This window comes from Streptomyces niger (assembly GCF_000718305.1).
In the GTDB taxonomy this organism is placed as follows: domain Bacteria; phylum Actinomycetota; class Actinomycetes; order Streptomycetales; family Streptomycetaceae; genus Streptomyces; species Streptomyces niger.
Genome location: NZ_JOFQ01000025.1, coordinates 32,747 through 55,297, shown reverse-complemented (window position 1 = coordinate 55,297; position 22,551 = coordinate 32,747). Strand labels below are relative to the sequence as shown.

At 70.7% G+C, this 22,551-nt stretch carries 19 protein-coding genes; 11 read left to right on the top strand and 8 right to left on the bottom strand.

Annotated elements, in window-relative coordinates; genetic code table 11:
* Positions 1-32: 32 nt before the first annotated feature.
* Positions 33-1,934, top strand: coding sequence for an IucA/IucC family protein (locus IF20_RS32165; protein WP_199896851.1), 1,902 nt, complete (start codon positions 33-35; stop codon positions 1,932-1,934).
* A 75-nt stretch (positions 1,935-2,009) separates the two neighbouring features.
* Entirely contained in the window at positions 2,010-4,031 is a 2,022-nt protein-coding gene (locus IF20_RS32160) for an ATP-dependent DNA helicase (protein ID WP_052868926.1), read from the top strand.
* Positions 4,032-4,195: 164 nt separating this feature from the next.
* Here the strand turns inward: IF20_RS32160 and lexA are convergent, their stop codons facing one another.
* Positions 4,196-4,987 carry a transcriptional repressor LexA gene (gene lexA, locus IF20_RS32155; RefSeq protein WP_052868925.1) on the bottom strand — a complete coding sequence of 264 codons (792 nt, stop codon included), beginning with the start codon at positions 4,985-4,987 and terminating at the stop codon, positions 4,196-4,198.
* A 539-nt stretch (positions 4,988-5,526) separates the two neighbouring features.
* Between lexA and nrdR the strand changes: the two genes are divergently transcribed.
* Complete coding sequence (gene nrdR, locus IF20_RS32150) at positions 5,527-6,048, top strand: transcriptional regulator NrdR (RefSeq protein ID WP_052868924.1); 522 nt, start codon at positions 5,527-5,529, stop codon at positions 6,046-6,048.
* 120 nt (positions 6,049-6,168) lie between these two features.
* A complete protein-coding gene (locus IF20_RS32145; protein ID WP_052868923.1) occupies positions 6,169-9,042 on the top strand; it encodes a vitamin B12-dependent ribonucleotide reductase in 2,874 nt (957 codons plus the stop codon).
* A gap of 86 nt (positions 9,043-9,128) precedes the next feature.
* On the opposite strand, the gene IF20_RS32140 is transcribed toward IF20_RS32145, so the two are convergent.
* Positions 9,129-9,665: a TerD family protein gene (locus tag IF20_RS32140; RefSeq protein ID WP_052868922.1), complete on the bottom strand. Its 537-nt coding sequence runs from the start codon at positions 9,663-9,665 to the stop codon at positions 9,129-9,131.
* A 354-nt stretch (positions 9,666-10,019) separates the two neighbouring features.
* Between IF20_RS32140 and IF20_RS32135 the strand changes: the two genes are divergently transcribed.
* A complete protein-coding gene (locus IF20_RS32135) occupies positions 10,020-10,625 on the top strand; it encodes a YdbC family protein (protein WP_052868921.1) in 606 nt (201 codons plus the stop codon).
* A gap of 99 nt (positions 10,626-10,724) precedes the next feature.
* Here the strand turns inward: IF20_RS32135 and IF20_RS32130 are convergent, their stop codons facing one another.
* Positions 10,725-11,384, bottom strand: a complete 660-nt coding sequence (locus IF20_RS32130; RefSeq protein ID WP_052868920.1) for a TetR/AcrR family transcriptional regulator — start codon at positions 11,382-11,384, stop codon at positions 10,725-10,727.
* Positions 11,385-11,595: 211 nt separating this feature from the next.
* Here IF20_RS32130 and IF20_RS32125 point away from each other — a divergent pair, with 211 nt between their 5' ends.
* The 4 genes from IF20_RS32125 (at position 11,596) to IF20_RS32110 (ending at position 15,143) form a co-directional block, all read left to right on the top strand.
* Positions 11,596-12,255, top strand: a complete 660-nt coding sequence (locus IF20_RS32125) for a histidine phosphatase family protein (RefSeq protein ID WP_052868919.1) — start codon at positions 11,596-11,598, stop codon at positions 12,253-12,255.
* A gap of 10 nt (positions 12,256-12,265) precedes the next feature.
* The gene (locus IF20_RS32120; protein ID WP_052868963.1) at positions 12,266-13,174 is read left to right on the top strand and encodes an ADP-ribosylglycohydrolase family protein; all 909 of its coding nucleotides are present in this window, start codon (positions 12,266-12,268) and stop codon (positions 13,172-13,174) included.
* Between the two features lie 562 nt (positions 13,175-13,736).
* Complete coding sequence (locus tag IF20_RS32115; protein WP_052868918.1) at positions 13,737-14,438, top strand: ribonuclease HII; 702 nt, start codon at positions 13,737-13,739, stop codon at positions 14,436-14,438.
* 66 nt (positions 14,439-14,504) lie between these two features.
* Positions 14,505-15,143 (top strand): hypothetical protein, encoded by a 639-nt coding sequence (locus tag IF20_RS32110; RefSeq protein WP_052868917.1) that lies wholly within the window; start codon positions 14,505-14,507, stop codon positions 15,141-15,143.
* A gap of 189 nt (positions 15,144-15,332) precedes the next feature.
* Here IF20_RS32110 and IF20_RS32105 read toward each other — a convergent pair whose 3' ends face one another.
* The 5 genes from IF20_RS32105 to IF20_RS38480 form a co-directional block, all read right to left on the bottom strand.
* Entirely contained in the window at positions 15,333-15,986 is a 654-nt protein-coding gene (locus tag IF20_RS32105; RefSeq protein WP_052868916.1) for a hypothetical protein, read from the bottom strand.
* Between the two features lie 392 nt (positions 15,987-16,378).
* Complete coding sequence (locus IF20_RS32100; RefSeq protein ID WP_052868915.1) at positions 16,379-16,702, bottom strand: branched-chain amino acid transporter permease; 324 nt, start codon at positions 16,700-16,702, stop codon at positions 16,379-16,381.
* Positions 16,695-17,489 carry an AzlC family ABC transporter permease gene (locus tag IF20_RS32095; RefSeq protein ID WP_110944739.1) on the bottom strand — a complete coding sequence of 265 codons (795 nt, stop codon included), beginning with the start codon at positions 17,487-17,489 and terminating at the stop codon, positions 16,695-16,697. Before IF20_RS32095 ends, IF20_RS32100 begins: the two co-directional genes overlap by 8 nt.
* Before the next feature lie 111 nt (positions 17,490-17,600).
* On the bottom strand, positions 17,601-18,701 hold the full coding sequence (locus tag IF20_RS32090; protein ID WP_052868914.1) for a pyridoxal phosphate-dependent aminotransferase: 1,101 nt from the start codon (positions 18,699-18,701) through the stop codon (positions 17,601-17,603).
* Positions 18,698-19,522: a 2OG-Fe dioxygenase family protein gene (locus IF20_RS38480; protein ID WP_234426902.1), complete on the bottom strand. Its 825-nt coding sequence runs from the start codon at positions 19,520-19,522 to the stop codon at positions 18,698-18,700. Before IF20_RS38480 ends, IF20_RS32090 begins: the two co-directional genes overlap by 4 nt.
* Positions 19,523-19,840: 318 nt before the next feature.
* Between IF20_RS38480 and IF20_RS32080 the strand changes: the two genes are divergently transcribed.
* Positions 19,841-21,310: an FAD/NAD(P)-binding protein gene (locus IF20_RS32080; RefSeq protein WP_199896850.1), complete on the top strand. Its 1,470-nt coding sequence runs from the start codon at positions 19,841-19,843 to the stop codon at positions 21,308-21,310.
* On the top strand, positions 21,307-22,551 hold the full coding sequence (locus tag IF20_RS32075; protein WP_052868911.1) for an ATP-grasp domain-containing protein: 1,245 nt from the start codon (positions 21,307-21,309) through the stop codon (positions 22,549-22,551). Before IF20_RS32080 ends, IF20_RS32075 begins: the two co-directional genes overlap by 4 nt.

The window sequence follows — 22,551 nt, the reverse complement described above, 5'->3', positions numbered from 1 at the left end:
CCCTCCGACAACGAGCCGCTGCGAATTCCCTTATGCGGCTCACCCCGAGCACCGAGGAGCCAGCCTTGTCACCCTCCGCCCAGCCCGCCCCCCATACCACCGGCCCCATCAACCCCGCCGATCCGCCGGGTGCCACAGACCTGACCGGTGCCGCCGGCCGGCCCGGCCAGGACGCCCCGGCCGGCCCGTCCGAAGCCGCCTGGCAGCACGCCGCCCGCCGCCTCCTCGCCAAGACCCTCGCGGAACTGGCCTACGAAGAGGTCATCGCCCCCGAACCGGACGGCACCGCCCCGGACGGCACCCCGCGCTACCGCCTGCCCCTCACCCCCGACGTCACCTACCGTTTCCACGCCCGGCGCGGCGCGTACGGACACTGGCGCGTCGACCCGGACTCCGTGACGCCCACCGGCGACCCCCTGCATTTCCTCTTCCACGCCCACGACACCGTCCTGGGCCTGAGCGGTGACACCACCGGTCACCTCATCCGTGAACTGACCGCCACCCTTGCCGCCGACATTCGCCTGGACGCCACCGCACTCACCGCCGCCGAGCTGGCCGACCTCGACTACGCGGCGCTTGAGGGCCACCAGACGGGGCACCCCTGGCTGATCGCCAACAAGGGACGGCTCGGCTTCTCCGCCACCGACGCCGGGCGCTGGGCCCCGGAAGCCCGAACCCCCTGCCGGCTGCCGTGGATCGCAGCCCACCGCGACCTCGCCCGCTACCGCGGCACCGGCCCACTGGTCAGCGCCGACCGCCTGTACACCGAAGAACTCACCCCCGAACTCCGCGACGCCTTCGCCCGCACCCTCACCGAGCAGGGCCTCGACCCCGCCGACTACCTCTACCTCCCCGTCCACCCCTGGCAGTGGGACGAGACCGTCGCCCCGCTCTTCGCCCCTCAGATCGCCGGCAAATTCATCGTCCCACTCACCACTGACAACGACCTCCGACTGCCGCAGCAGTCCATCCGCACCTTCCTCAACACCAGCCGCCCGCACGCCCGCACGGTTAAGCTGCCGCTCTCCGTCCTCAACACCCTTGTGTGGCGCGGCCTGCCCACCGAACGCACCCTCGCCGCGCCCGCCGTCACCGCCTGGGTACAGGGCCTGCGCGACGCCGACCCGTACCTCCGCGACGAGACGCGCGTGATCCTCCTCGGCGAGACCGCGTCCGTCACCGTCGAGCACCCTCTGTACGACCGCATCCCCGGCGTCCCGTACCAGTACAAGGAGCTGCTCGGCTGCATCTGGCGCGAGCCGATCAGCCCGCTGCTCGACCCCGGCGAGCGGGCCCGCACCCTCGCCTCGCTGCTGCAGACCGACCCGCACGGCCGTGCCCTCACCGCCGAGCTGGTGCACCGCTCCGGTCTGGAGCCGCGCACCTGGCTGCGCCACCTCTTCGCCGCTCTGCTCCCGCCGCTGCTGCACTTCCTGTACCAGTACGGCACCGTCTTCTCCCCGCACGGCGAGAACGCGATCGTCTGTTTCGACGCGCACGACGTCCCCACCCGCCTCGCCGTCAAGGACTTCGTCGACGACGTCAACACCACCGACGGTCCGCTCCCGGAACTGGCCGCCATGCCCGAGGACGTACGCGAGGTCCTGCTCACGGAGCCGCCCGCCTTCCTCACCCAGTTCATCCATTCCGGGCTGTTCGTCGGCGTGTTCCGCTATCTGGCACCGCTGTGCGAGGAACAACTCGATGTACCCGAGGGCGAGTTCTGGTCACTCGTGCGGGCCGAGATCCTGCGTCACCACGAGCGGTTCCCGCACCTCAAGGAGCGCCACGAGATGTTCGACCTGCTCACTCCGGAGATCGAACGGCTCTGCCTCAACCGCAACCGTCTCCACCTCGACGGCTACCGCGACCGCCCGCACCGCCCGCACGCCGCCGTCCACGGCATGATCCCGAATCCGCTGCACGCCCCCTGACGCGACCGTGCGACCGGCCACGGACCGGCCTGGACCGGGCGGAGTGTCAGTGGGCCCGCGTAGGGTGGCACCGCTATGACGAAGCCCTCCCTCCCCGAACTGCTCCATGCCGCCGTCACCGCCGTCGGCGGCACCGAGCGCCCCGGCCAGGTCGCCATGGCCGAGGCGGTCGGCGAGGCCGTCGACGACGGCACCCACCTGCTCGCCCAGGCCGGCACCGGCACCGGAAAGTCCCTCGGCTATCTGGTGCCGGCGCTGGCGCACGGCGAGCGGGTGGTGATCGCGACCGCCACTTTGGCGCTCCAGCGCCAGCTGGTCGAGCGCGACCTGCCGCGTACGGTCGACGCGCTGCATCCGCTGCTGCGCCGGCGGCCGCAGTTCGCGATGCTCAAGGGCCGGTCGAACTATCTCTGCCTGCACCGCCTGCACGAGGGCGTGCCGCAGGACGAGGAGGAGGGCCTGTTCGACCCCTTCGAGCAGGCCACGGCCACCAGCAAGCTCGGCAAGGATCTGCTGCGGCTGCGGGACTGGGCGGACGAGACCGAGACCGGCGACCGGGACGCGCTCACGCCGGGCGTCTCCGACCGGGCCTGGGGCCAGGTCTCGGTGTCCTCGCGGGAGTGCCTGGGCGCATCGAAGTGCGCGTACGGCGCGGAGTGCTTCGCGGAAGCCGCCCGCGAGCGCGCCAAGCTCGCCGACGTGGTGGTCACCAACCACGCGCTGCTCGCGATCGACGCCATCGAAGGCGCGCCGGTCCTGCCGCAGCACGAGGTGCTGATCATCGACGAGGCGCACGAGCTGGTCTCCCGGGTCACCGGCGTGGCCACGGGTGAGCTCACGCCGGGCCAGGTCAACCGCGCGGTGCGGCGGGCCGCCAAGCTCGTCAACGAGAAGGCGGCCGACCAGCTGCAGACCGCCTCCGAGACGTTCGAGCGGCTGATGGAGCTGGCGCTGCCCGGCCGCCTGGAGGAGATCCCGGAGGACCTGGGGTACTGCCTGATGGCGCTGCGGGACGCCGCCCGTACGGTGATCTCCGCGCTCGGCTCCACCCGTGACAAGTCCGTCCAGGACGAGGACGCGGTACGCAAGCAGGCGCTGGCCTCCGTGGAGAACGTGCACGCGGTCGCCGAGCGGATCGCGAACGGCTCCGAGTACGACGTGGTCTGGTACGAGCGGCACGACCGCTTCGGTGCCTCGCTCCGCGTCGCCCCGCTGTCGGTGTCCGGGCTGCTGCGCGAGAAGCTCTTCGAGGACCGCTCGGTCGTGCTGACCTCGGCCACGTTGAAGCTCGGCGGTGACTTCAACGGCGTCGCGGCCTCGCTGGGCCTGGCCCCCGAAGGCACCCAGGGGGAGGACGTGCCGCCCTGGAAGGGCCTGGACGTCGGCTCCCCGTTCGACTACGCGAAGCAGGGCATCCTGTACGTCGCGAAGCATCTGAACCAGCCGGGGCGCGAGGGCACCCGTACGGACATGATGGACGAGCTCGCCGAGCTGGTGGAGGCGGCCGGCGGGCGGACGCTCGGGCTGTTCTCCTCGATGCGGGCCGCGCAGGCCGCCGCCGAGGAGCTGCGCGGCCGCCTGGACGTGCCGATCCTGCTGCAGGGCGAGGAGACGCTCGGCGAGCTGATCCGTACGTTCGCGGCCGATCCCCGTACGTGCCTGTTCGGGACCCTGTCGCTCTGGCAGGGCGTGGACGTGCCCGGGGCGAGCTGCCAGCTGGTGGTCATGGACCGGGTGCCGTTCCCGCGCCCCGACGACCCGCTGATGAGTGCCCGGCAGAAGGCCGTGGAGGAGGGCGGCGGCAATGGCTTCATGGCGGTCGCGGCGACGCACGCGGCGTTGCTGATGGCGCAGGGCGCGGGCCGCCTGATCCGCGCTTCCGGGGACCGCGGCGTGGTCGCCTGCCTCGACCCGCGGGTAGAGCGGGCGCGGTACGGCTCGTTCCTGCGCGCCTCCATGCCCGGCTTCTGGTACACCACCGACCGCAACCAGGTCCGCCGCTCCCTGGCCGCGATCGACGCGGCGGCCAAGGAGGCGGAGAAGACCGAGAAGGCCGCTGAGGCCGCTGCTGAGGAACCGGAGACGGCTGACGCGTAGGCGGAGGGGCGGCGGGGCGCCGGAAGCCGTTCAGCGCCGCATGGAGCCCCACACGTACGCGGGCCCCGCATACCGATCGGTATACGGGGCCCGTTGCGTTCTCCGCCGCCGGGTCCGGGGAGCGGTCGGCTCCGGGAAGACGCGTCGCGCGGCGGGCGTGGTGCTCAGACGCGGCGGAGGACCGCCACCACCTTGCCGAGGATGGTCGCCTCGTCGCCGGGGATGGGCTGGTACGCGGCGTTGTGCGGGAGCAGCCACACGTGGCCGTCCTCGCGCTTGAAGCGCTTGACCGTCGCCTCGCCGTCCAGCATCGCGGCGACGATGTCGCCGTTCTCCGCGACCGGCTGGCGGCGGACCGTGACCCAGTCGCCGTCGCAGATCGCGGCCTCGATCATGGAGTCGCCGACGACCTTCAGCACGAAGAGCTCGCCGTCGCCCACCAGCTGCCGGGGGAGGGGGAAGACGTCCTCGACGGACTCCTCGGCGAGGATGGGGCCACCGGCGGCGATCCGGCCCACCAGCGGGACGTACGACGCCGCGGGCTTGCCGGTGGTGTCGGCGGGGGCCGCGGCGGGCTGATCGGAGCCGCGGACCTCGTAGGCGCGCGGTCGGTGCGGGTCGCGGCGGAGGAAGCCCTTGCGCTCCAGGGCCATCAGCTGGTGCGCCACCGACGACGTGCTCGACAGGCCCACCGCCTGGCCGATCTCGCGCATGGACGGCGGGTACCCGCGGCGCTGGACGGAGTCCCGGATGACCTCGATCACCCTTCGCTGCCGGTCGGTGAGGCCGGAGCTGTCCGCGCGGATTCCTGGAGGGCGACCGGGCAGCGAGCGCGCCGGCTTCTGGCCCTCCGGGTTCATCGTGGCCTCTTCCATCGGTGCTTTCTGTGTCGGCTCGAATCGGCCCTGGGAGTGGCTCTGTGCGGCGATGATGGCGCTGTCTGCGGTGGTGGTCACGTCGGCCCCTCTCGGAATGTGCTCCCTAGTTAGCCAACGGTAGTTGCTTTCGAAAGGTTGCGCCAAACACACGTTCGAGTGAAAATTCGCGGATTAGCTGACCTGATCAGGGGATCGGGTGTATTGCCGACAGGCCACCGAAAGGCGATAACGGGCATTACGGTACCGTTCCGGCCGGGAATTCCCCGCGGCGGGCCCTCGTTCCGTCAGTGGTTCGGCGACGATCACGGCGCACCGCCGTGACCTGCCCAAGTCTGTCATTGCCGCCCCTCCGGAGCGGCCACCGGGGGGTCTCACGTACGCTCGTGGCTGCTGCGTCACCGCGACACGCGGTACGCGCATTTTCTCGCCCGGCACCACATGTAGTGCTTGGATGGGCGACAGCCACCAGACGTTGTGGTCCATGGTCTTCTTCGGCCTGCGGATCGCCTATGCTTGTGGTCGCTCCGGAGGCCCCCGTTCGGGCCCTGTCCGGGCTATCAGTCGTACGTCGGATTCAGTGGCGTACGTCCGTTTTCGAGGGTGAGGAGGGTGAAGCCATGCACTGCCCCTTCTGTAGGCACCCCGACAGCCGGGTCGTGGACAGCCGCACCACCGACGACGGCACCTCGATCCGCCGCCGCCGGCAGTGCCCCGACTGCTCCCGGCGGTTCACGACGATCGAGACGGCGTCACTCACGGTGATCAAGCGGAGCGGGGTCACCGAGCCCTTCAGTCGCGACAAGGTGATCGCCGGCGTGCGCAAGGCCTGCCAGGGCCGGCCGGTCACCGAGGACGCGCTCGCCAAGCTCGGCCAGCGGGTCGAGGAGGCGGTCCGCGCGACCGGCAGCGCAGAGCTGTCCACCCATGACGTCGGGCTCGCCATACTGGGCCCGCTCCAGGAGCTGGATCTCGTGGCGTATCTGCGCTTCGCGAGCGTGTACCGGGCGTTCGATTCGCTCGACGATTTCGAGGCGGCCATCGCGGAGCTGCGTGAGCAGCGGCCGCCCTCGCAGCACTGCGGGAATTGCGGGGAGGCCGAGAATTCGGCGGTCCCCGCGCCCGCTCCCGCCGCCGACTGAGCTCGGCGCGCATCCGGACCTCGCCGGGGTTGAGCAGGAGCCCCGGCGCAGCAAGACATACACCGTGCCACGGGAAGAAGTGTGCACATCAGGGCGTTTACGCCCGTACAGGGAGGCGGCATGACAGAGACGACGAGCGGCCCGGCGCGAGGCTCCCGCAAGGGCAGCAAGGCGAGCAAGGGTCTGCGTATCGAGCGCATCCACACCACCCCGGGCGTGCATCCGTACGACGAGGTGGCGTGGGAGAGCCGTGACGTCGTCATGACCAATTGGCGCGACGGCTCGGTCAATTTCGAGCAGCGTGGCGTCGAGTTCCCCGACTTCTGGTCGGTGAACGCGGTCAACATCGTCACAAGCAAGTACTTCCGTGGCGCGGTCGGCTCCCCGGACCGGGAGAAGAGCCTCAAGCAGCTCATCGACCGTGTGGTGAAGACCTACCGGAAGTCCGGCGAGGAGAACGGTTACTTCGCCTCTCCGGCCGACGCCGAGATCTTCGAGCACGAGCTGGCTTACGCCCTCCTGCACCAGGTCTTCAGCTTCAACTCGCCGGTCTGGTTCAACGTCGGCACGAAGCAGCCGCAGCAGGTCAGCGCCTGCTTCATCCTCTCCGTCGACGACTCCATGGAGTCGATCCTCGACTGGTACAAGGAAGAGGGGATGATCTTCAAGGGCGGCTCCGGCGCCGGCCTGAACCTCTCCCGCATCCGCTCCTCCAAGGAGCTCCTCTCCTCCGGCGGCAACGCCTCCGGCCCGGTCTCCTTCATGCGCGGCGCCGACGCGTCCGCCGGAACGATCAAGTCGGGCGGTGCCACCCGCCGGGCCGCCAAGATGGTCGTCCTGGACGTGGACCACCCGGACGTCGAGGCCTTCATCGAGACCAAGGTGAAGGAGGAGGAGAAGGTCCGCGCGCTGCGTGACGCGGGCTTCGACATGGACCTGGGCGGTGACGACATCACGTCCGTCCAGTACCAGAACGCCAACAACTCCGTCCGCGTGAACGACGAGTTCATGAAGGCCGTCGAGACCGGCTCGAAGTTCGGCCTGCGCGGCCGCATGGACAACGAGGTCATCGAGGAGGTCGACGCCAAGGGCCTGTTCCGCAAGATGGCCGAGGCCGCCTGGGCCTGCGCCGACCCCGGCATCCAGTACGACGACACCATCAACCACTGGCACACCTCGCCGGAGTCGGGCCGGATCACCGCCTCGAACCCGTGCAGCGAGTACATGCACCTGGACAACTCCTCGTGCAACCTCGCCTCGCTCAACCTCATGAAGTTCCTGCGCGACGACGACAAGGGCAACCAGTCGTTCGATGCGGAGCGCTTCGCCAAGGTCGTCGAGCTGGTCATCACCGCGATGGACATCTCCATCTGCTTCGCGGACTTCCCGACCGAGAAGATCGGTGAGACCACCCGCGCCTTCCGCCAGCTGGGCATCGGCTACGCCAACCTCGGCGCCCTGCTCATGGCCACCGGCCACGCGTACGACTCCGACGGCGGCCGCGCCCTCGCCGGTGCCATCACCTCCCTGATGACCGGCACCTCGTACAAGCGCTCCGCCGAGCTGGCCGCCGTCGTCGGCCCGTACGACGGTTACGCCCGCAACGCCGACGCCCACAAGCGCGTCATGAAGCAGCACGCGGACGCCAACGGTGCCGCCACGCGCATGGACGACCTGGACACCCCGGTGTGGGCCGCCGCCACCGAGGCCTGGCAGGACGTCATCCGCCTCGGCGACAAGAACGGCTTCCGCAACGCGCAGGCCTCCGTGCTGGCCCCCACCGGCACCATCGGCCTGATGATGGACTGCGACACCACGGGCGTCGAGCCGGACCTGGCCCTGGTCAAGTTCAAGAAGCTCGTCGGCGGCGGCTCGATGCAGATCGTGAACAACACGGTCCCGAAGGCCCTCAAGCGCCTGGGCTACCAGCCCGAGCAGGTCGAGGCGATCGTCGCCCACATCGCCGAGCACGGCAACGTGATCGACGCGCCGGCCCTCAAGCCGGAGCACTACGAGGTCTTCGACTGCGCCATGGGCGAGCGCTCCATCTCCGCGATGGGCCACGTCCGCATGATGGCCGCCGCGCAGCCGTTCCTCTCCGGCGCGATCTCCAAGACGGTCAACGTCCCGGAGTCGGCCACCGTCGAGGAGATCGAGGACGTCTACTTCCAGGGCTGGAAGCTCGGCCTGAAGGCGCTCGCGATCTACCGCGACAACTGCAAGGTCGGCCAGCCCCTCTCCGCCAAGAAGAAGGAGGAGGAGAAGAAGGCCGAGCCGGCCGCCGAGAAGAAGGTCGTCGAGTACCGCCCGGTCCGCAAGCGCCTCCCGAAGGGCCGTCCCGGCATCACCACCTCCTTCACCGTCGGCGGCGCCGAGGGTTACATGACCGCGAACTCCTACCCGGACGACGGTCTGGGCGAGGTCTTCCTGAAGATGTCCAAGCAGGGCTCGACCCTCGCGGGCATGATGGACGCCTTCTCCATCGCGGTCTCGGTCGGCCTCCAGTACGGCGTGCCGCTGGAGACCTACGTCTCGAAGTTCACCAACATGCGCTTCGAGCCGGCCGGCATGACGGACGACCCGGACGTGCGGATGGCGCAGTCGATCGTCGACTACATCTTCCGCCGCCTGGCGCTGGACTTCCTGCCCTTCGAGACCCGCTCGGCGCTCGGCATCCACTCCGTCGAGGAGCGCCAGCGTCACCTGGAGACCGGTTCGTACGAGCCGGCCGAGGACGAGCTGGACATCCAGGGTCTGGCCCAGTCGGCGCCGCTGACCCCGGCGTCCTCGTCCGCGCCGACCTCCACCGAGGAGGTCGTCGAGGAGACCGCAGCGCCGGCCCCGAAGCAGGCGCACACCAACGCGGAGCTGGTCGAGATGCAGCTCGGCATCAACGCCGACGCCCCGCTGTGCTTCTCCTGCGGCACGAAGATGCAGCGTGCCGGCAGCTGCTACCTCTGCGAGGGCTGCGGCTCCACCAGCGGCTGCAGCTGATGACGCGCCCCTCCGGGGCATGAAGTAGCCGCCCGGGGCGGTGGTGGTGCACATGCGCCACCACCGCCCCGGCGTCTCTTACGGCGTCAGCCTGCGGCGGGCCTGCGCCCCATCCACGAGGCGAATTCGTCGGGGTTGCCGCCGAACCCGCGGACCCCGCTCACGAACCGCCACTCGCCGTCCTCGTCCCGCACGAATTCCGCGACCACCGCGGCGGTGGAGCCGGCGACCGTGGAGAAGTCGTCCTCCGCCAGTACGTCATACCCTTCGAGGACACGGACCAGCGTGTTCGGTATGGCGCCGAAGGTCCGCTCGCCGTCCCGCTGCTGGATGGCGACGCCCACCACCACTCGGCCGTACCGCTCGGCCAGCCGCGAGAACTCCAGCGTCATGGCCTCGTCCACGCCGAAGCCCTGGCCGGTCCTGCTGTCCCGGTTCAGGGTGATGGTCCCGTCGGGGGAGCGCTGGTCGAAGTGCACGAGGTAGTCGGGCTCGCCGCACACGGAGTCCTTGAGGTAGGTCGCGGCGATGATGTCGAGGTCGTTGGCGGGCTCGCCCTGGGGGCTGGGGTCCCATTTCAGCGTGACCTCGGCCTTGTCGATCCCCTTGTTGAGACTGCTCACCGAACTTCCCTTCCTCGGACCTGGGCACCGGCTCCGGAGCCGGCCGCCTGCCGCCGGTGTTCCGGTGGGGGCCGCTTCGGCGGCCAACCACCGGCTGCTTCCCCAGACTTACCCAACCTGCTGCTTCACATGAGTCACCCATGCTGCCACGGCGGTACGACACGCAGTGCGTTCATTTGCCCGGAGCGTAACGGCCGCCACTGACAACTCCCGGGGCGTGCGGTGCGATCGGTCCGTGCGCCGGAGCCCGAACCGGAACGTGCGCCGGAACTCCGGTCGCAGCACACGGGAGTTGAGGTGTGCGTTCTGTGACGCGCAGTAACGCGAGGGACACAAGGGCCGTACGATGGCGCGGTGCTGGTCAAGTGGATTCGCTGCACCGTGGTGGACCGTCGGGGGTTCGAGCGGGGGCAGCGCAAGTGGGCGGGGTTGCTCGGAGAGCCGGGCTTCCGGGGGCAGGGTGGCGGCTGGAGCCGTACCCGGCCCGGTGTCGCGCATCTGGTGGCGTTCTGGGAGAGCCGGGCGTTTTATGACTCGTTCATGGCCAGATCCCACGACCGTCTGGCCGCCGCCCAGGTCGGCACGTTCAAGAACGGCCAGACCCGGCTCTTCGAGCACGAGCTGGACGTGAAGGTCGGCTTCCGCCCCGTCTTCGCGGACGCCGACGTACTGCGGCTCGCGTACTGCCAGGTCAGGGCGGACCGCGTCGACCACTACAAGCTGATGCAGGAGAAGGTCTGGAACCCCGCGATGGCGGGCTCCCCCGGAATGCTGCGCGGCCTGCTGGGGCGCGCTCCGGGGGAGGAGTTCCTGGTCCTCTCCCTGTGGCAGTCCGCGGCCGAGCGCGGCAAGTACCGCCCCGAACGCCTCGAACGCCTGGCCCTCAGGGCCCAGCTCGCCGCCGACGTCGCGGGCGTCACGGGCGACGTGGTGGATCTGGAGCCGTCCTGGACGGTTTGAGGCGCGCCCTGGAGCCCTGGAGCCCTGTGGAGGATCTCAGGGCAGGACCCTGCACACGGCGCGATCCCTTCACCCGCCCTTCCTGAACGCCCCGCCCGTTCACCCGCGCTTCCTGAATGCCCCCGCCCGTGCCGCTGCCAGGGTCACCGTCACGGCCTGTTCGGTGTCGTGCTCGGTCAGGCCTTCGCGGGTGATGAAGAGGCGGAAGAAGAGAGGGGCCGCGAGGGCGCGGACGAGGGCGCCGGCGTCGAGGGTCGTACGGGGGCCGGGGAGGTCGCCGCGGTCGACGGCGCGGTCGATGATCGCCTCGCAGCGGGCGAAGCGTTCGGCGTAGTACGCGCGCAGGGCCTCCGCGGCCCGTTCGGAGGGGAAGGCGGCGGCGATGACGGCGGAGCTGGGCGAGGCGGTCGCGGGGTCGGTGAACGACTGCAGCACCTCTGTCGCGAGGGCGCGCAGGTCGCCTTCGAGCGAGCCGGTGTCGGGCGGCGTCCAGCGGTCCTCGCCGGCCAGGTCGAGGGTGTCGGCGATCAGTTCCTCGACCCCGCCCCAGCGGCGGTACAGCGTCGTCTTGTGCACGCCGGAGTGCTCGGCGACGTACTCGACGGTCAGGCCGGAGTAGCCGTGTTCGGCGAGGCCGGTCAGTACGGCGTCGCGGACGGCCGCGCGCGTGCGGGCGGTGCGGCCGCCGGGGCGCCGGGTGCCCGGTCGGGCGGTGTCCGCGCCCTGCCCGGCTGTCGCGTTCTTGTCTTCCGCGGGCAAACACAACTCCAGTTGCGTTAGTCGTTACGGTGTGTCATCATGGACATCGTAACGCGACGAAGGTTGCATTACAGATGACTATTGGTCGCCTCGTGCGGCCTCGGGGGGGGGCGATGATGACCGTTCAGGTCGCGCGAGGGGCCGGATCCCGCCTGCGGGGGCAGGGGTGGCGCCCCGGGCGTGCGGAGGCGCCGCGTTTTAGGCTGGCGGCATGGCACGCCCCCGACGCATCGTCCTCATCAGACACGGAGAGTCCGACGGAAATATCGACGACACGGTGTACGAGCGGGAGCCGGATCATGCCCTGAGCCTGACGGAGCGCGGCATCAAGCAGGCCGAGGAGGCCGGCGCGCGACTGCGGGCCCTGTTCGGGAGCGAGCGTATATCCGCGTACGTCTCTCCTTATCGCCGTACGCACCAGACGTTCCAGGCGCTGGGTCTGGACTCCGACCTGGTCCGGGTGCGCGAGGAGCCGCGGCTGCGCGAGCAGGACTGGGGGAACTGGCAGGACCGGGACGACGTGCGGCTCCAGAAGGCCTACCGCGACGCCTACGGCCACTTCTTCTACCGCTTCGCCCAGGGGGAGTCGGGCGCCGACGTCTACGACCGTGTCGGAGCGTTCCTGGAGAGCCTGTGGCGCAGCTTCGAGGCGCCGGACCATCCGCCGAACGTCCTGATCGTCACGCACGGCCTGACCATGCGGCTGTTCTGCATGAGGTGGTTCCACTGGACCGTCGCGGAGTTCGAATCGCTGTCCAACCCGCACAACGCCGATCACCGCACCCTGCTGTTGGGGCCGGACGGGCGGTACCGCCTTGACCGGCCGTTCGAGCACTGGTGTACGCCGCAGTCCTACGGCGTCACCGGTTAGAGTGCACCCGATGACCGCCGATCACCGTGACGCACAGCGCTTCGCGCGGGCCCTGAAGAGCCTGCGGGGCCTCGCCGTGGGCGACGCCCTGGGATCCCAGTTCTTCGTGCCCGCCCATTACCCCTCGCTCATGCGCCGCACCCTGCCGCCGGCCCCCTGGGGGTGGACCGACGACACCGAGATGGCGGCCTCCGTGCTGGCCGTGCTGGCCGAGCACGGCCGTATCGACCAGGACGCGCTCGCCCGCTCCTTCGCCGAGCACCACGACGAGGGCCGGGCGTACGGCCCCGCCGTGGACCGCCTGCTCCGGGAGGTGCGAGAAGGCAGGGACTGGCGTGAGCTGGCCTCCGCGCTCTTCAACGGCCAGGGCTCCTGGGGCAACGGCGCCGCCATGCGCATCGCCCCGCTGGGCGCCTGGTACGCCGACGACCCCGAGCAGGCGACGCACCAGGCGGAGATCTCCGCGTACGTCACCCATCAGCACCGCGAGGCGGTCGTCGGGACGATGGCGGTCGCGGCCGCCGCCGCGATCGTCGCCGACCCCGAGCGCACCACCGGTCCTCAGGCGCTGCTGGACGCCGTCGTGGAGCTCATCCCGCGCAGCGCCGTCCAGGCGGGGCTGCGGCGCGCCCGCGACATGCTCGACTACGGCGACGCGAGCACCGTCGCCGCGGTGCTCGGCTGCGGCCGGCGGACCACGGCCCACGACACGGTGCCGTTCACCCTGTGGGCCGCGGCGCGGAATCTCGGCGACTACGAGCAGGCGCTCTGGACCACGGCCCGCGCGGGCGGCGACGTGGACACCACCTGCGCGATCGTCGGCGCCATCGTGGGGGCCGGGCCGGGAGGCGCGCCGCCGCAGGAGTGGCTGGAGCGGACCGAGGACCTGCCGGCCTGGCTGCCGGACAGTCCCGCCTGACCCTTCATGCGGCGTACCCTTGACACCTCCGGCACAACCGGGCCGTCACCCCGGCGCCACCGACACCACCGGACACCACCGGACACCACCGGACGCCACCGGACGCCACCGGACCGGCAGGCGCGCCGCCCGCAGGACCGGTGCTCGGTCGACGGATCGGTGCTCGGTCGACCGGGTCCGCACGGCCGCCGGCCGCAGCGTTTCCGTGGTCCGCCGGCCACGCCGATGGCGCCGAGCCGGGCCACCGGACCGGACACCGTCGAAGTCGGCGATCACACCGACTCGGCGGTCGCACCGAGCCGGCGGACACATCGAGCCGGCGGACACATCGAGCCGGCGGACACATCGAGAAGAACCGGTGGCAGCAGGCCCGTGGTGCCACGGGCCGGCAGCCGCTCTCCGAAGGCCGAAGGGCATGCGTACGAAGTCCCAGGGGTCGCCGCACGACGGCCCTCAGCACCCCGTTCCGGACGGCGCGGACACCGCCCGTGCGGGACGAATCGCACGAGAAGCACCCGCGGTGCGAACCGCCGGCGGGCGGGGGCGTACTCTGTCTGGCGCCATGCCCTACGAGCCCCCTACGCACACCGTCGAGCGATCACTGCGCGCCACGACCGGCGCCAAGATCATCGCAGGAGTGGACGAGGTCGGGCGCGGAGCCTGGGCCGGCCCGGTGAGCGTCTGCGCCGCCGTGACCGGACTGCGCCGCCCGCCCGCCGGACTCACCGACTCCAAGCTGCTGACCCCCAAGCGCCGTGACGAACTCGCCGCCGTGCTCAGCGACTGGGTCACCTGCCACGCCCTCGGTCACGCCACTCCCGAGGAGATCGACGACCTGGGCATGACCGCCGCGCTGCGGCTGGCCGCCGTCCGCGCGCTGGAGGCTCTCCCCGTACGGCCTGACGCGATCATCCTCGACGGCAAGCACGACTACCTCGGCGCCCCGTGGAAGGTCCGCACGGTCATCAAGGGCGACCAGTCCTGCATCGCCGTCTCCGCCGCCTCCGTGATCGCGAAGGTGAAGCGCGACGCGATGATGGCGGAACTGGGCCTGGCGCACGAACACTTCGGCTTCGCGGACAACGCCGGTTACCCGTCACCGGTGCACCGCGCCGCGCTGGAGGAGTGGGGTCCGACCCCGCACCACCGGGTGTCGTGGTCCTACATGGACGCGCTGCCCCGCTGGCAGCACCTGAAGAAGGTGCGGGTCAGCCCCGAAGCATCCGCTCTGGAGGCCGGTGGCCAACTCGGCTTCGACTTCTGAGCGGTACGGATGTGAATCCGGTACCCCCTGACATGTCCCGTACCTACGTTTGATAGACATCACTTCATGCCTCTCATCCCCGAGGAGCCTCAGATTCACGAGAGTGTCCCGGGTCCCCGCGCAACTCCGGCCGCCGGCCGCACCGCGCCGACCCCCCGTCCCGTACCTGGTCCCGGCCCCCGCCCCGCGCCTCCGCGCGGCGCCCCCGCGGCCAGCGCCCGCCCCGGTAAGCCCGGCCCGTCCCGCGGACCGGCCGCCGCCCCGCCGCCGCAGCGCACGGCTCCCAAGTCGTCCGCGCCGGGTGCCGCCGCCGCTGCCGAAGCGCAGTTGCAGCTGATCCCCGCGCCGGCCGACGGTGCCGTCGACGCCGCCGACGAGGCGGTCGACCTGCTGCTGGACTCCGGCCGCGCGCCGCACGAGGTGCTCGTCCTGACCACCGGCGACCGGCACCCCTGGGCCGCGCACGAACTGTCCTTCGGTGAGGCGTCCTACTGGGCGCAGCACGACGCCGCGGACGACGTCTTCTACGCCGATGCCGACGCCGAGCGCGCCAAGGGCCGCCCCGTGGTCGTCGTCGCGGTCAACGGCGGCTCCGACGAGACGGTCGCCAAGGCCCTGCCCGCCGCCATGGCCCGGGCCGGCGCCCTGCTGATCGTCTGCGGCGACCCGCAGCGCATCAACGCCCTCATCGGGGCGGCGGCGTAAGCGAGCCGGCTCGGAGCGACCCGGTCCGGTCACCACGGCCGCCGGGCTCGCTCCGTACCGCCCGCTGCCCCACGGCTACACCGCCACGCGGCAACACCGCCACGCGGCAACGCCGCGCCCCGACGTCGCCGACGTCCGGGCCCGCCGACGTCCGGGCCCGCTCTCAGGGACGGCCCGGCGGCCGTACGGTCAGCGGGCCGCGGTGCGCCGTCGGGCTGCCACCGAGCCGCCGCCCGAACGCCGCGGCGCCCCGGTGGTGACACCGCCGTCGTGCCGCCCGTGGGCCGGCCCCGACAGCGGCGGCAGCTCCGGTCGCGCACCGGCGTGCGGCCGTCGCCCGCCGCGGCCCTCGCCGAGCACCTGCCAGCCCGCACGGGTCAGCGTGATGTACGGGCCGCAGCGCAGCCCGTGGAGCGTGCACGCGTCGCGCAGCCCCCACATCCAGGCGCCGTCCGCCTCCGTCCACACGGGCTCGCCGTCACGGCAGTAGAGCAGCACCGCCGTCCGTACCGGTGTGCGCAACCGCAGATCGTGCGGGATCACCCGGCGCAGCTGCGCCAGCAGTGCGTTGCGGAACTCCCAGCCGTCGGGGGCGTCGGTACGCAGGACGAAGGACGCGCTGGCCGTCACCCGTTCCGCCGGATCCAGCACCGCGACCACGGCGGTGGACGGTCCGGGCAGATGCCGGTCGTGCAGGTCGGTGACGACCTCACGAGCGTTGCTGAGCACGGGAATTCCCGCCGCGGCCCACTCGGAGGGCTCCAGCATCCTGCCCAGCCTGGCGGCCGTCGTGGCGGTGGAAGACCGGGACGCGGTCAGGGGCGGAATGATGCCGAAGGTCACGGTCCTCCCTTCGTCGACGCGGCGGAGCGGAGGCGGCCGGGCGCACCGTCGCACCACGACACACCCCTGTTGAGCCGCGGACGGCCTGAATGGGGAAGCACCACGATTCTCGCGGTCGCACACGCATGCGGCAATGCAGAATGCGCCGCGGGGTTCCGGGAATCGTCGGGTGCTCTCCTTCATCCTTCCCGCTCAGCCGCCCGACGAAGCGCACACCGACGCACAGGCTCCTCGCGCACAACGGGAACCGACGGAAACACCGCCCCCGCCGGTCGCCGGTCGGCCCCGCGCGGCGAGCACCGGCGACGGCGCGACTTCCGGCCCTGCTCGGCGCAGGGCGCCAGAGGCCCCGCCCGGCGCAGGGCGCCGGAGGACCTGCCTGGCGCAGGGTGTCAGAGGAGATGGGTGAGTGTCATGTTCACTGCCACTCCGGCGATGATCGCGGCGAGTGGGCTCTTCGACCAGTGGTAGGTCCCGGCGCAGGCGCCGATGCCGGCCAGGGCGGGGGCGCCGTAGGGGGCTCGGGTGAAGTCGACGGTGTGGATGCTGTAGGCGACGAGGATCACCATGATTCCTGGCGGCAGTGAGGTGCGCAGGTACTGCAGCAGCGGTGACTGTCCGCTGTTGCGCAGGAGGACGAACGGGGCTGCGCGCAGGGCGAAGGTGACGCCCGCCATGACCAGGACGGCGGCGATGAGGTAGGTGGTCTCAGGCACGCTTGGTCCTTGTCTTCAGGTAGTCGCCGATGAGGAGCAGGAGGTACGTGATGACTGCGACGGTCAGGAACTGGTCGGTGCCGGCCACGGCTGCCACGGCGCTCGCGGTCAGGCCGTAGAGGACCGGGCGCAGGTTGGTGCGCTTGGTCGCGTGATCCCAGGAGAGGACGACGAAGAGGGCGGTGAGTGCGAACTCGATGCCGTGGATGTCGTCGGGCAGTGCGGTGGAGACGAGCGCGCCGGTGAGGCTGCCCAGTACCCAGTAGGCGTGGCTGAACAGCTGGATGAGGGTGATGCGGCGGCCGTTGAGCTGCTGGCCAGGGTTGGCCGCGAGCAGGGAGTAGGTCTCGTCCGTGAGGGCGAAGATCCCGTAGCTGCGTTGGGCCTTTCCCTGCAGCAGGTGCAGGGGGAAGGACAGCCCGTAGAAGATGTGCCGGAAGTTGACCAGGAATGTGGTCATCGCGATGGCGGGGAGCCCGAGCGGGGCGGTGAGCATCGACACGGCGAGGAATTCCAGTGAGCCGGCGAACACGACCAGCGCCGTTGTCGGGGCCCAGTACCAGGGCAGTCCCTGGCTGACCAGCAGGATGCCGAAGGCCGCTCCCAGGGGCAGGTAGCCCATGGCCACCGGGACGGTCAGGCGCGCGGCGACCGCTGCGTCCGCACGAAGGCCGCTGCGAGGGGGGCGGTGCGGCGAGGGTTGGGCACCGGTGGAGGGTACGGCGGGCCCGATGGCGTCGGCCGCGCCGGGATCCGGCCCCGGCCCGGTCGTGGCGTTCGGCGTCATGTCTGCTCCTGGGGGCGGCAGTGGGGGTTGGCTGGCGGCTTCGGCGGTGCGCAGGAGTGGGGCGGGCGGGGCCGCGTCGACGGCGCCCCCGCCCGCATCACTTCGAGGGCGCTATACGGACGCGGCGAGTTGCTCCGCGATGCGCCGCAGTCCTTCGGCGAGCACATCGGCGGGGCGGGCGTAGCTGATCCGGATCCCGTGTTCGGCGCCGAAGACCTCGGCGGGCATGACGAGGGTGCGGTGCCGGTCCAGGAGCTGTTCGGCGAAGTCCTGGGAGGAGACCGGCACGGAGGTGAAGCGCAGCCAGGCGAAGGGGGTCCCGTGCGGGGGGACGAGTTCGACGTGTGCGTCGTGCGCCTTCGCGAAGGCCGTCAGTTGCTCGAGCCCGGGGGAGACCAGGGAACGGTAGCGGTCGACATGTCGCTGCCGGTCGGCGAGAACCCTGGTGGCCACTCGTTCCCACACCACGGAGTTGGAGACGGTGGTGTAACGCTTGTAGTTCACCATGCGCTCGATGACGTCCTGCGGGCCACGGGCCCAGCCCACGCGCAGGGCGGGCATGCCGTAGACCTTCGAGAGGCCGGAGACGGAGACCGAGCGGGGGTGGCGGCGTACGACGGATGCGCCGAAGTCCAGCAGGTACTCCTCGTCGTTCACGACCAGCAGGTCGTGGGCCTCGGCCACCCGCAGGATGCCGTCCCATTCGGTGTCGCTCAGGGCCCGGCCGGAGGGGTTGCAGGGGCTGTTGAGGATCAGCATCCGGGTCTGCGGGCGCACGGCGGCCGCCAGCGCTTCGGCGTCGAAGGGCGTCCCGGGCTGCCAGTCGAGGACGCTCACCTCGCAGCCGATATGTGCCGGGACCTCCCATGCCTGCTGCCAGCCCGGGGCGGTGGTGATCACGTGGTCGCCCGCGGCGAGCGCGGAGCGGTAGAGCAGGTAGAGGGCCTCCTGGGCGCCGTGGGTGACGACCACGTCGCGGCGGTCCGGTGGTGATGCGGCGTTGCTCTCGCCGGGGTCCTCGTACAGGGCGGCGATGCGCTCACGCAGCTCGCGCGTACCGCGGTCCAGGCTGTAGTCGAGGTCCCAGTCGGGATCGAGGGGCAGGTCGCGCAGGAGCTGGAACTGGACGCCGCTCTCGGCCAGATCGAGGTCGAAACGGCCCTGCGCCCGGTCGAAGAGCCAGTCCTGGATGGTGTAGGGAGCGATGCTCATCGTGCGGCGCCTTCCAGCGTGAAAGTGATGACGGCGACGTCCCTGTAGGTGGGCCTGCCGGGTACCTTCGGCGTGATGGGACTGACGTAGTGCAGTACTTCACGGTCGGCGAGGAACAGCGCTTCCCCCGGAGGCATGACGCGCTCGACGAGGTCGTCCCCGTCCGGTTCGGCCGCACGGACCAGGGAGATGCCGCCGCTGACGTTCTCGGTGGCGACGCACGTGACGGCGACGTAGTCGAAGCCGTCCTGGTGGAACCCTTCCGGGGCAGGCAGCCCGGGGTGCTCGTCGTCGGCGGTGATGCGGATCTGGTGACAGCCGATGTGGAACTCCTCGGCCGTCACGATGCCGCGCGTGCGGCGCGAGTTGACGAAGCTCTCGGCGAACTCACGGGCCGCGTCACCGAGCGGCGCGAACTTGCGTTCACGGCCGCCGGCGTAGGCGTTGATGTCGCCTTCCTGGAAGAACGACACCTCGTCCTCCCACAGAAATCGCTCCCCCTTTACCTGGGCTTTCCCGAATGCGCGATAGCGGAAGCGGTGTCCGTCCCGGAGGTGCTCATCGGCCGGCAGGTCGGCGTAGCTTTCGAGGAATTCCTCGGACAGGTGGACGGCGGCAGATAAAGTAAAGCAGCGCACAGTTATCCCTTTCGGTTCTTCCGGCAGGACGACCGTAGTGAGCGGAACTCGCCGAGCGGTCGCCTGACGCTGGAAGGGGTGCGTTCCCTCCCGGCCCGGCCATCGCGGGTGACGCGTCCCGTGGGGGACGGCAGGCATGCGATGGTCGAGGGATGGCTGGGAGCCCCCCACTCCGAGCTGCACGTTAGCAAGATCAATCCTGTGATTGGACAGTCTGTTCCACATTCTGGACAGGGGAGGAGGTGACTGTCCGTCGTTGAAAGGTCACAGGAAGGGCGATATGTTCGCATAAATCCAGCACCCTGTGCGTCTTTACGCCCACGGTCGTGTGAGCTCCTTCACGGTGCAGGGTTCCCGTTAATCGCCGTGCGTCGCGCTCTTTCCAGGAAGTGCTTGACGGCACCTCAGAAACGCTGTTTACGTACTCACTCACAGCGCTTTGCCTCAGCGCTTCAACTGATTCGAAAAGTGCCCAAGCGGCCACACTCGGAAAGAAGTCCCGTGCGCAGAAGAATCGTTGTCGTGGGCGCAGGCGCCACCGCCGCAAGCCTCCTCATGCAGTTATCCGGCGTGCCCGGCATCGACAGCATCGATCTCATCGCGCCGGGGACCGCGGGACTGGGCACGGCGTTCGGCGCCACGGATCCCTCCGTGCTGTGCAACACCTCCGTGGACGTCACCTCCCTCACCGCACACGGCACCTCCGATCTCCTGCGGTACCTGGCGGCGCGCGGCCACCCGGTCGGCAGGGACGACTTCGTACCCCGCTACCTGGTCGGCCAGTACGCGCGCGAGCGCCTGACCCGCGCCCTCCAGCAGCTGCGCAGCCGCGGTGTTCGTACCCGGCACGTGCGCTCCCGGGTCACCGGGGTCGCCCCCGGTAACGACGGCCGCTCCTACGACGTTTCACTGGCCGGCGGGCACGTCCTGAACGGCACGGACATCGCGCTGTGCCTGGGCGCCGACGCCCCCGCGCTGCCGCCGGCCCTGCAACCGCATACCGGCAGCCCGCAGCTCCTCGACTCGCCCTACCCCACGAACCGGCTGACCCGCCTGCCCGACGACGCCCGCGTACTGGTCCTGGGGAGCAAGCTCTCCGCCATCGACGCCGGCCTCGTGCTGTGCCGGTCCCCCCGACGACGGGTCACCCTCACCTCGCCCTCCGCGGTGCTCCCCGCCGTGCGGACCCGCCTGCGCCGCATGCCCACCATGCACATCAGCAGCGACGACTGGCGCTCTCTGCACCCGGACGACCCCGAGTTCGACGGCAAACTCGCCCGCCGGCTCGTCCGGGCCGTCCGCAGGGCGAGCGCCGGCGGCACGGTCCCACGGCCCCGCACAGCGGGTACGGCCGAAGAACTCCTGCGCCGGGAAACCCAGCAGGCCCGCACCGGAGCCGTCGCCTGGCAGGACGTCATGGCGGAACTCATCGACGCGCTCAACGCCCACACGTGCGACTGGACACAGCGGCAACGCGACGCCTTCTTCACCCGCCACCGCCCGCTCATCGCCCGCTACATCTCCGCCATCCCGCTTCCCAACGCGGAACTTCTGCTGTCCGCCATGGAACGCCGGCAGCTGACCGTGGCTCCCGCACAACCCCGGACCCTGACGCCCGGCCCACAGGGACAGGGGTGGCACGCGCACTGGCCCGACGGCCGTGACGAACACTTCGACCATCTCGTCTGCGCCACCGGCTACCGCGCTCCCCGGCTGGCCGTCGCCGACGGCACGCTCCTCCTCGACGCCCCGGGCGGCACACCCCCGGCCATCGGCACCGACCTACGGATCCGGCTCCGCTCCGACGGTCACGCCGAACGGATCTGGGCCCTCGGCGCATGCGCCGGCAGCCGCTACCCCATCGTCAACTACCTGCGCGCCTCGGCCCAGCACGCCGAGAACGTCGCCGCCCAGATCCGTGACACCCCTCAGCAGCTCCCCCTCGCTCTCGACGGAAGGACCTCCCCGTGATCGCCCTCATCAACCCCGTGTCCAGCGGAGCGGCCCTGGCCGACGCCTTCTGGGAAGAAGGCGCCGACTGCCTGCACATCTACTCCGCCGGACTGGAACCCTCCGCACAGAGCCCCGCCGCCCAGCACACCAAGCCCTACCGCCACACCGACCTGCAGGACACCGCCGCCCACCTCGCCGCCCACGGCGTGCACACCGTCATCGCGGCCAGCGAATACGGCGTCACCCTGGCCGACGAACTCTCCCAGGAACTCGGCCTGCCCCACCACGACCACCGGCTGCGCGGCGCCCGCCGGGACAAGCACCTCATGGCACAGGCACTCGCGGCGGCATCCCTTCCGCACGCCCGCACCACCCTGGTGCACACCGAGGACGAGCTGCGCGCGGCCCTCGACGACGAGCCGGCGTTTCCCGTGGTCGTCAAGCCCGTCAACAGTGCCGGCAGCGAGGGATGCCTCATCGTCGACAGCCCCGAAGAGGCACTCGACGTCTTCCGTGCCTCCACCGGCCGCGTCAACCTCATGGGCGAGGTCAACGACGGCTACCTCGTCCAGGAATTCCTGCGCGGGACGCAGTACATCGTGAACACGGTGAGCCACGACGGCAAGCACCTGCTGGCCGAGGTGTACGCCGAGCGCATCGACTACGTCGACGGCGCACCCATGCTGCGTCACATCATTTCCCGCAGCGCCTTCACCGACGCCGAACAGCATCTCGTCGACTACGTACTGCGCTGCCTCGACGCCCTGGGCATACGCGACGGCGCCGCCCACACCGAAGTCATGCTCACCGCGCACGGCCCCCGCCTCGTCGAAGTCAACTCCCGGGTCATGGGGCCGTGCCTGGCCCCCGACCCCTACCAGGCCGCCTACGGCTACAGCCACCAGCACCTGACCGTGGAACGCTTTCTGCGGCCCGAGGAATTCGACAAGCGGTTCCCGCTGCCCCACGGCCCGGCCCGCACGGTCGCCAAGGTGTTCCTGCGCCCGCACCGCGAAGGCGTTCTGACCGCCATGGACGGCCTGCGCACGATGCGGCGCCTGCCCGGCTTCCACAGCATCGCCCGCCTCCCCGTCATCGGTGAGCCCATGCAGGACCGCTACCTGACCACCGGAGCCTGCGGCATCGCCTTCTTCGTGCACGAAGACACCGAACTGCTTCAGCACAGCCTCGCCACCCTGCACGACATCGAGGACGCGGGCGGCATGTTCCGCCTGGAAGACCTCACGAACGGCGGCTGA

Bases quoted from the DNA above. Each gene is read 5' to 3' on its own strand.
- IF20_RS32110 (WP_052868917.1), top strand. From the start codon at position 14,505: ATGCCTCTCATCCCCGAGGAGCCTCAGATTCACGAGAGTGTCCCGGGT.
- IF20_RS32095 (WP_110944739.1), bottom strand. From the start codon at position 17,489: ATGACGCCGAACGCCACGACCGGGCCGGGGCCGGATCCCGGCGCGGCC.
- IF20_RS32145 (WP_052868923.1), top strand. From the start codon at position 6,169: ATGACAGAGACGACGAGCGGCCCGGCGCGAGGCTCCCGCAAGGGCAGC.
- IF20_RS32125 (WP_052868919.1), top strand. From the start codon at position 11,596: ATGGCACGCCCCCGACGCATCGTCCTCATCAGACACGGAGAGTCCGAC.
- IF20_RS32160 (WP_052868926.1), top strand. From the start codon at position 2,010: ATGACGAAGCCCTCCCTCCCCGAACTGCTCCATGCCGCCGTCACCGCC.
- IF20_RS32120 (WP_052868963.1), top strand. From the start codon at position 12,266: ATGACCGCCGATCACCGTGACGCACAGCGCTTCGCGCGGGCCCTGAAG.
- IF20_RS32165 (WP_199896851.1), top strand. From the start codon at position 33: ATGCGGCTCACCCCGAGCACCGAGGAGCCAGCCTTGTCACCCTCCGCC.
- IF20_RS32115 (WP_052868918.1), top strand. From the start codon at position 13,737: ATGCCCTACGAGCCCCCTACGCACACCGTCGAGCGATCACTGCGCGCC.
- nrdR (WP_052868924.1), top strand. From the start codon at position 5,527: ATGCACTGCCCCTTCTGTAGGCACCCCGACAGCCGGGTCGTGGACAGC.
- IF20_RS32090 (WP_052868914.1), bottom strand. From the start codon at position 18,701: ATGAGCATCGCTCCCTACACCATCCAGGACTGGCTCTTCGACCGGGCG.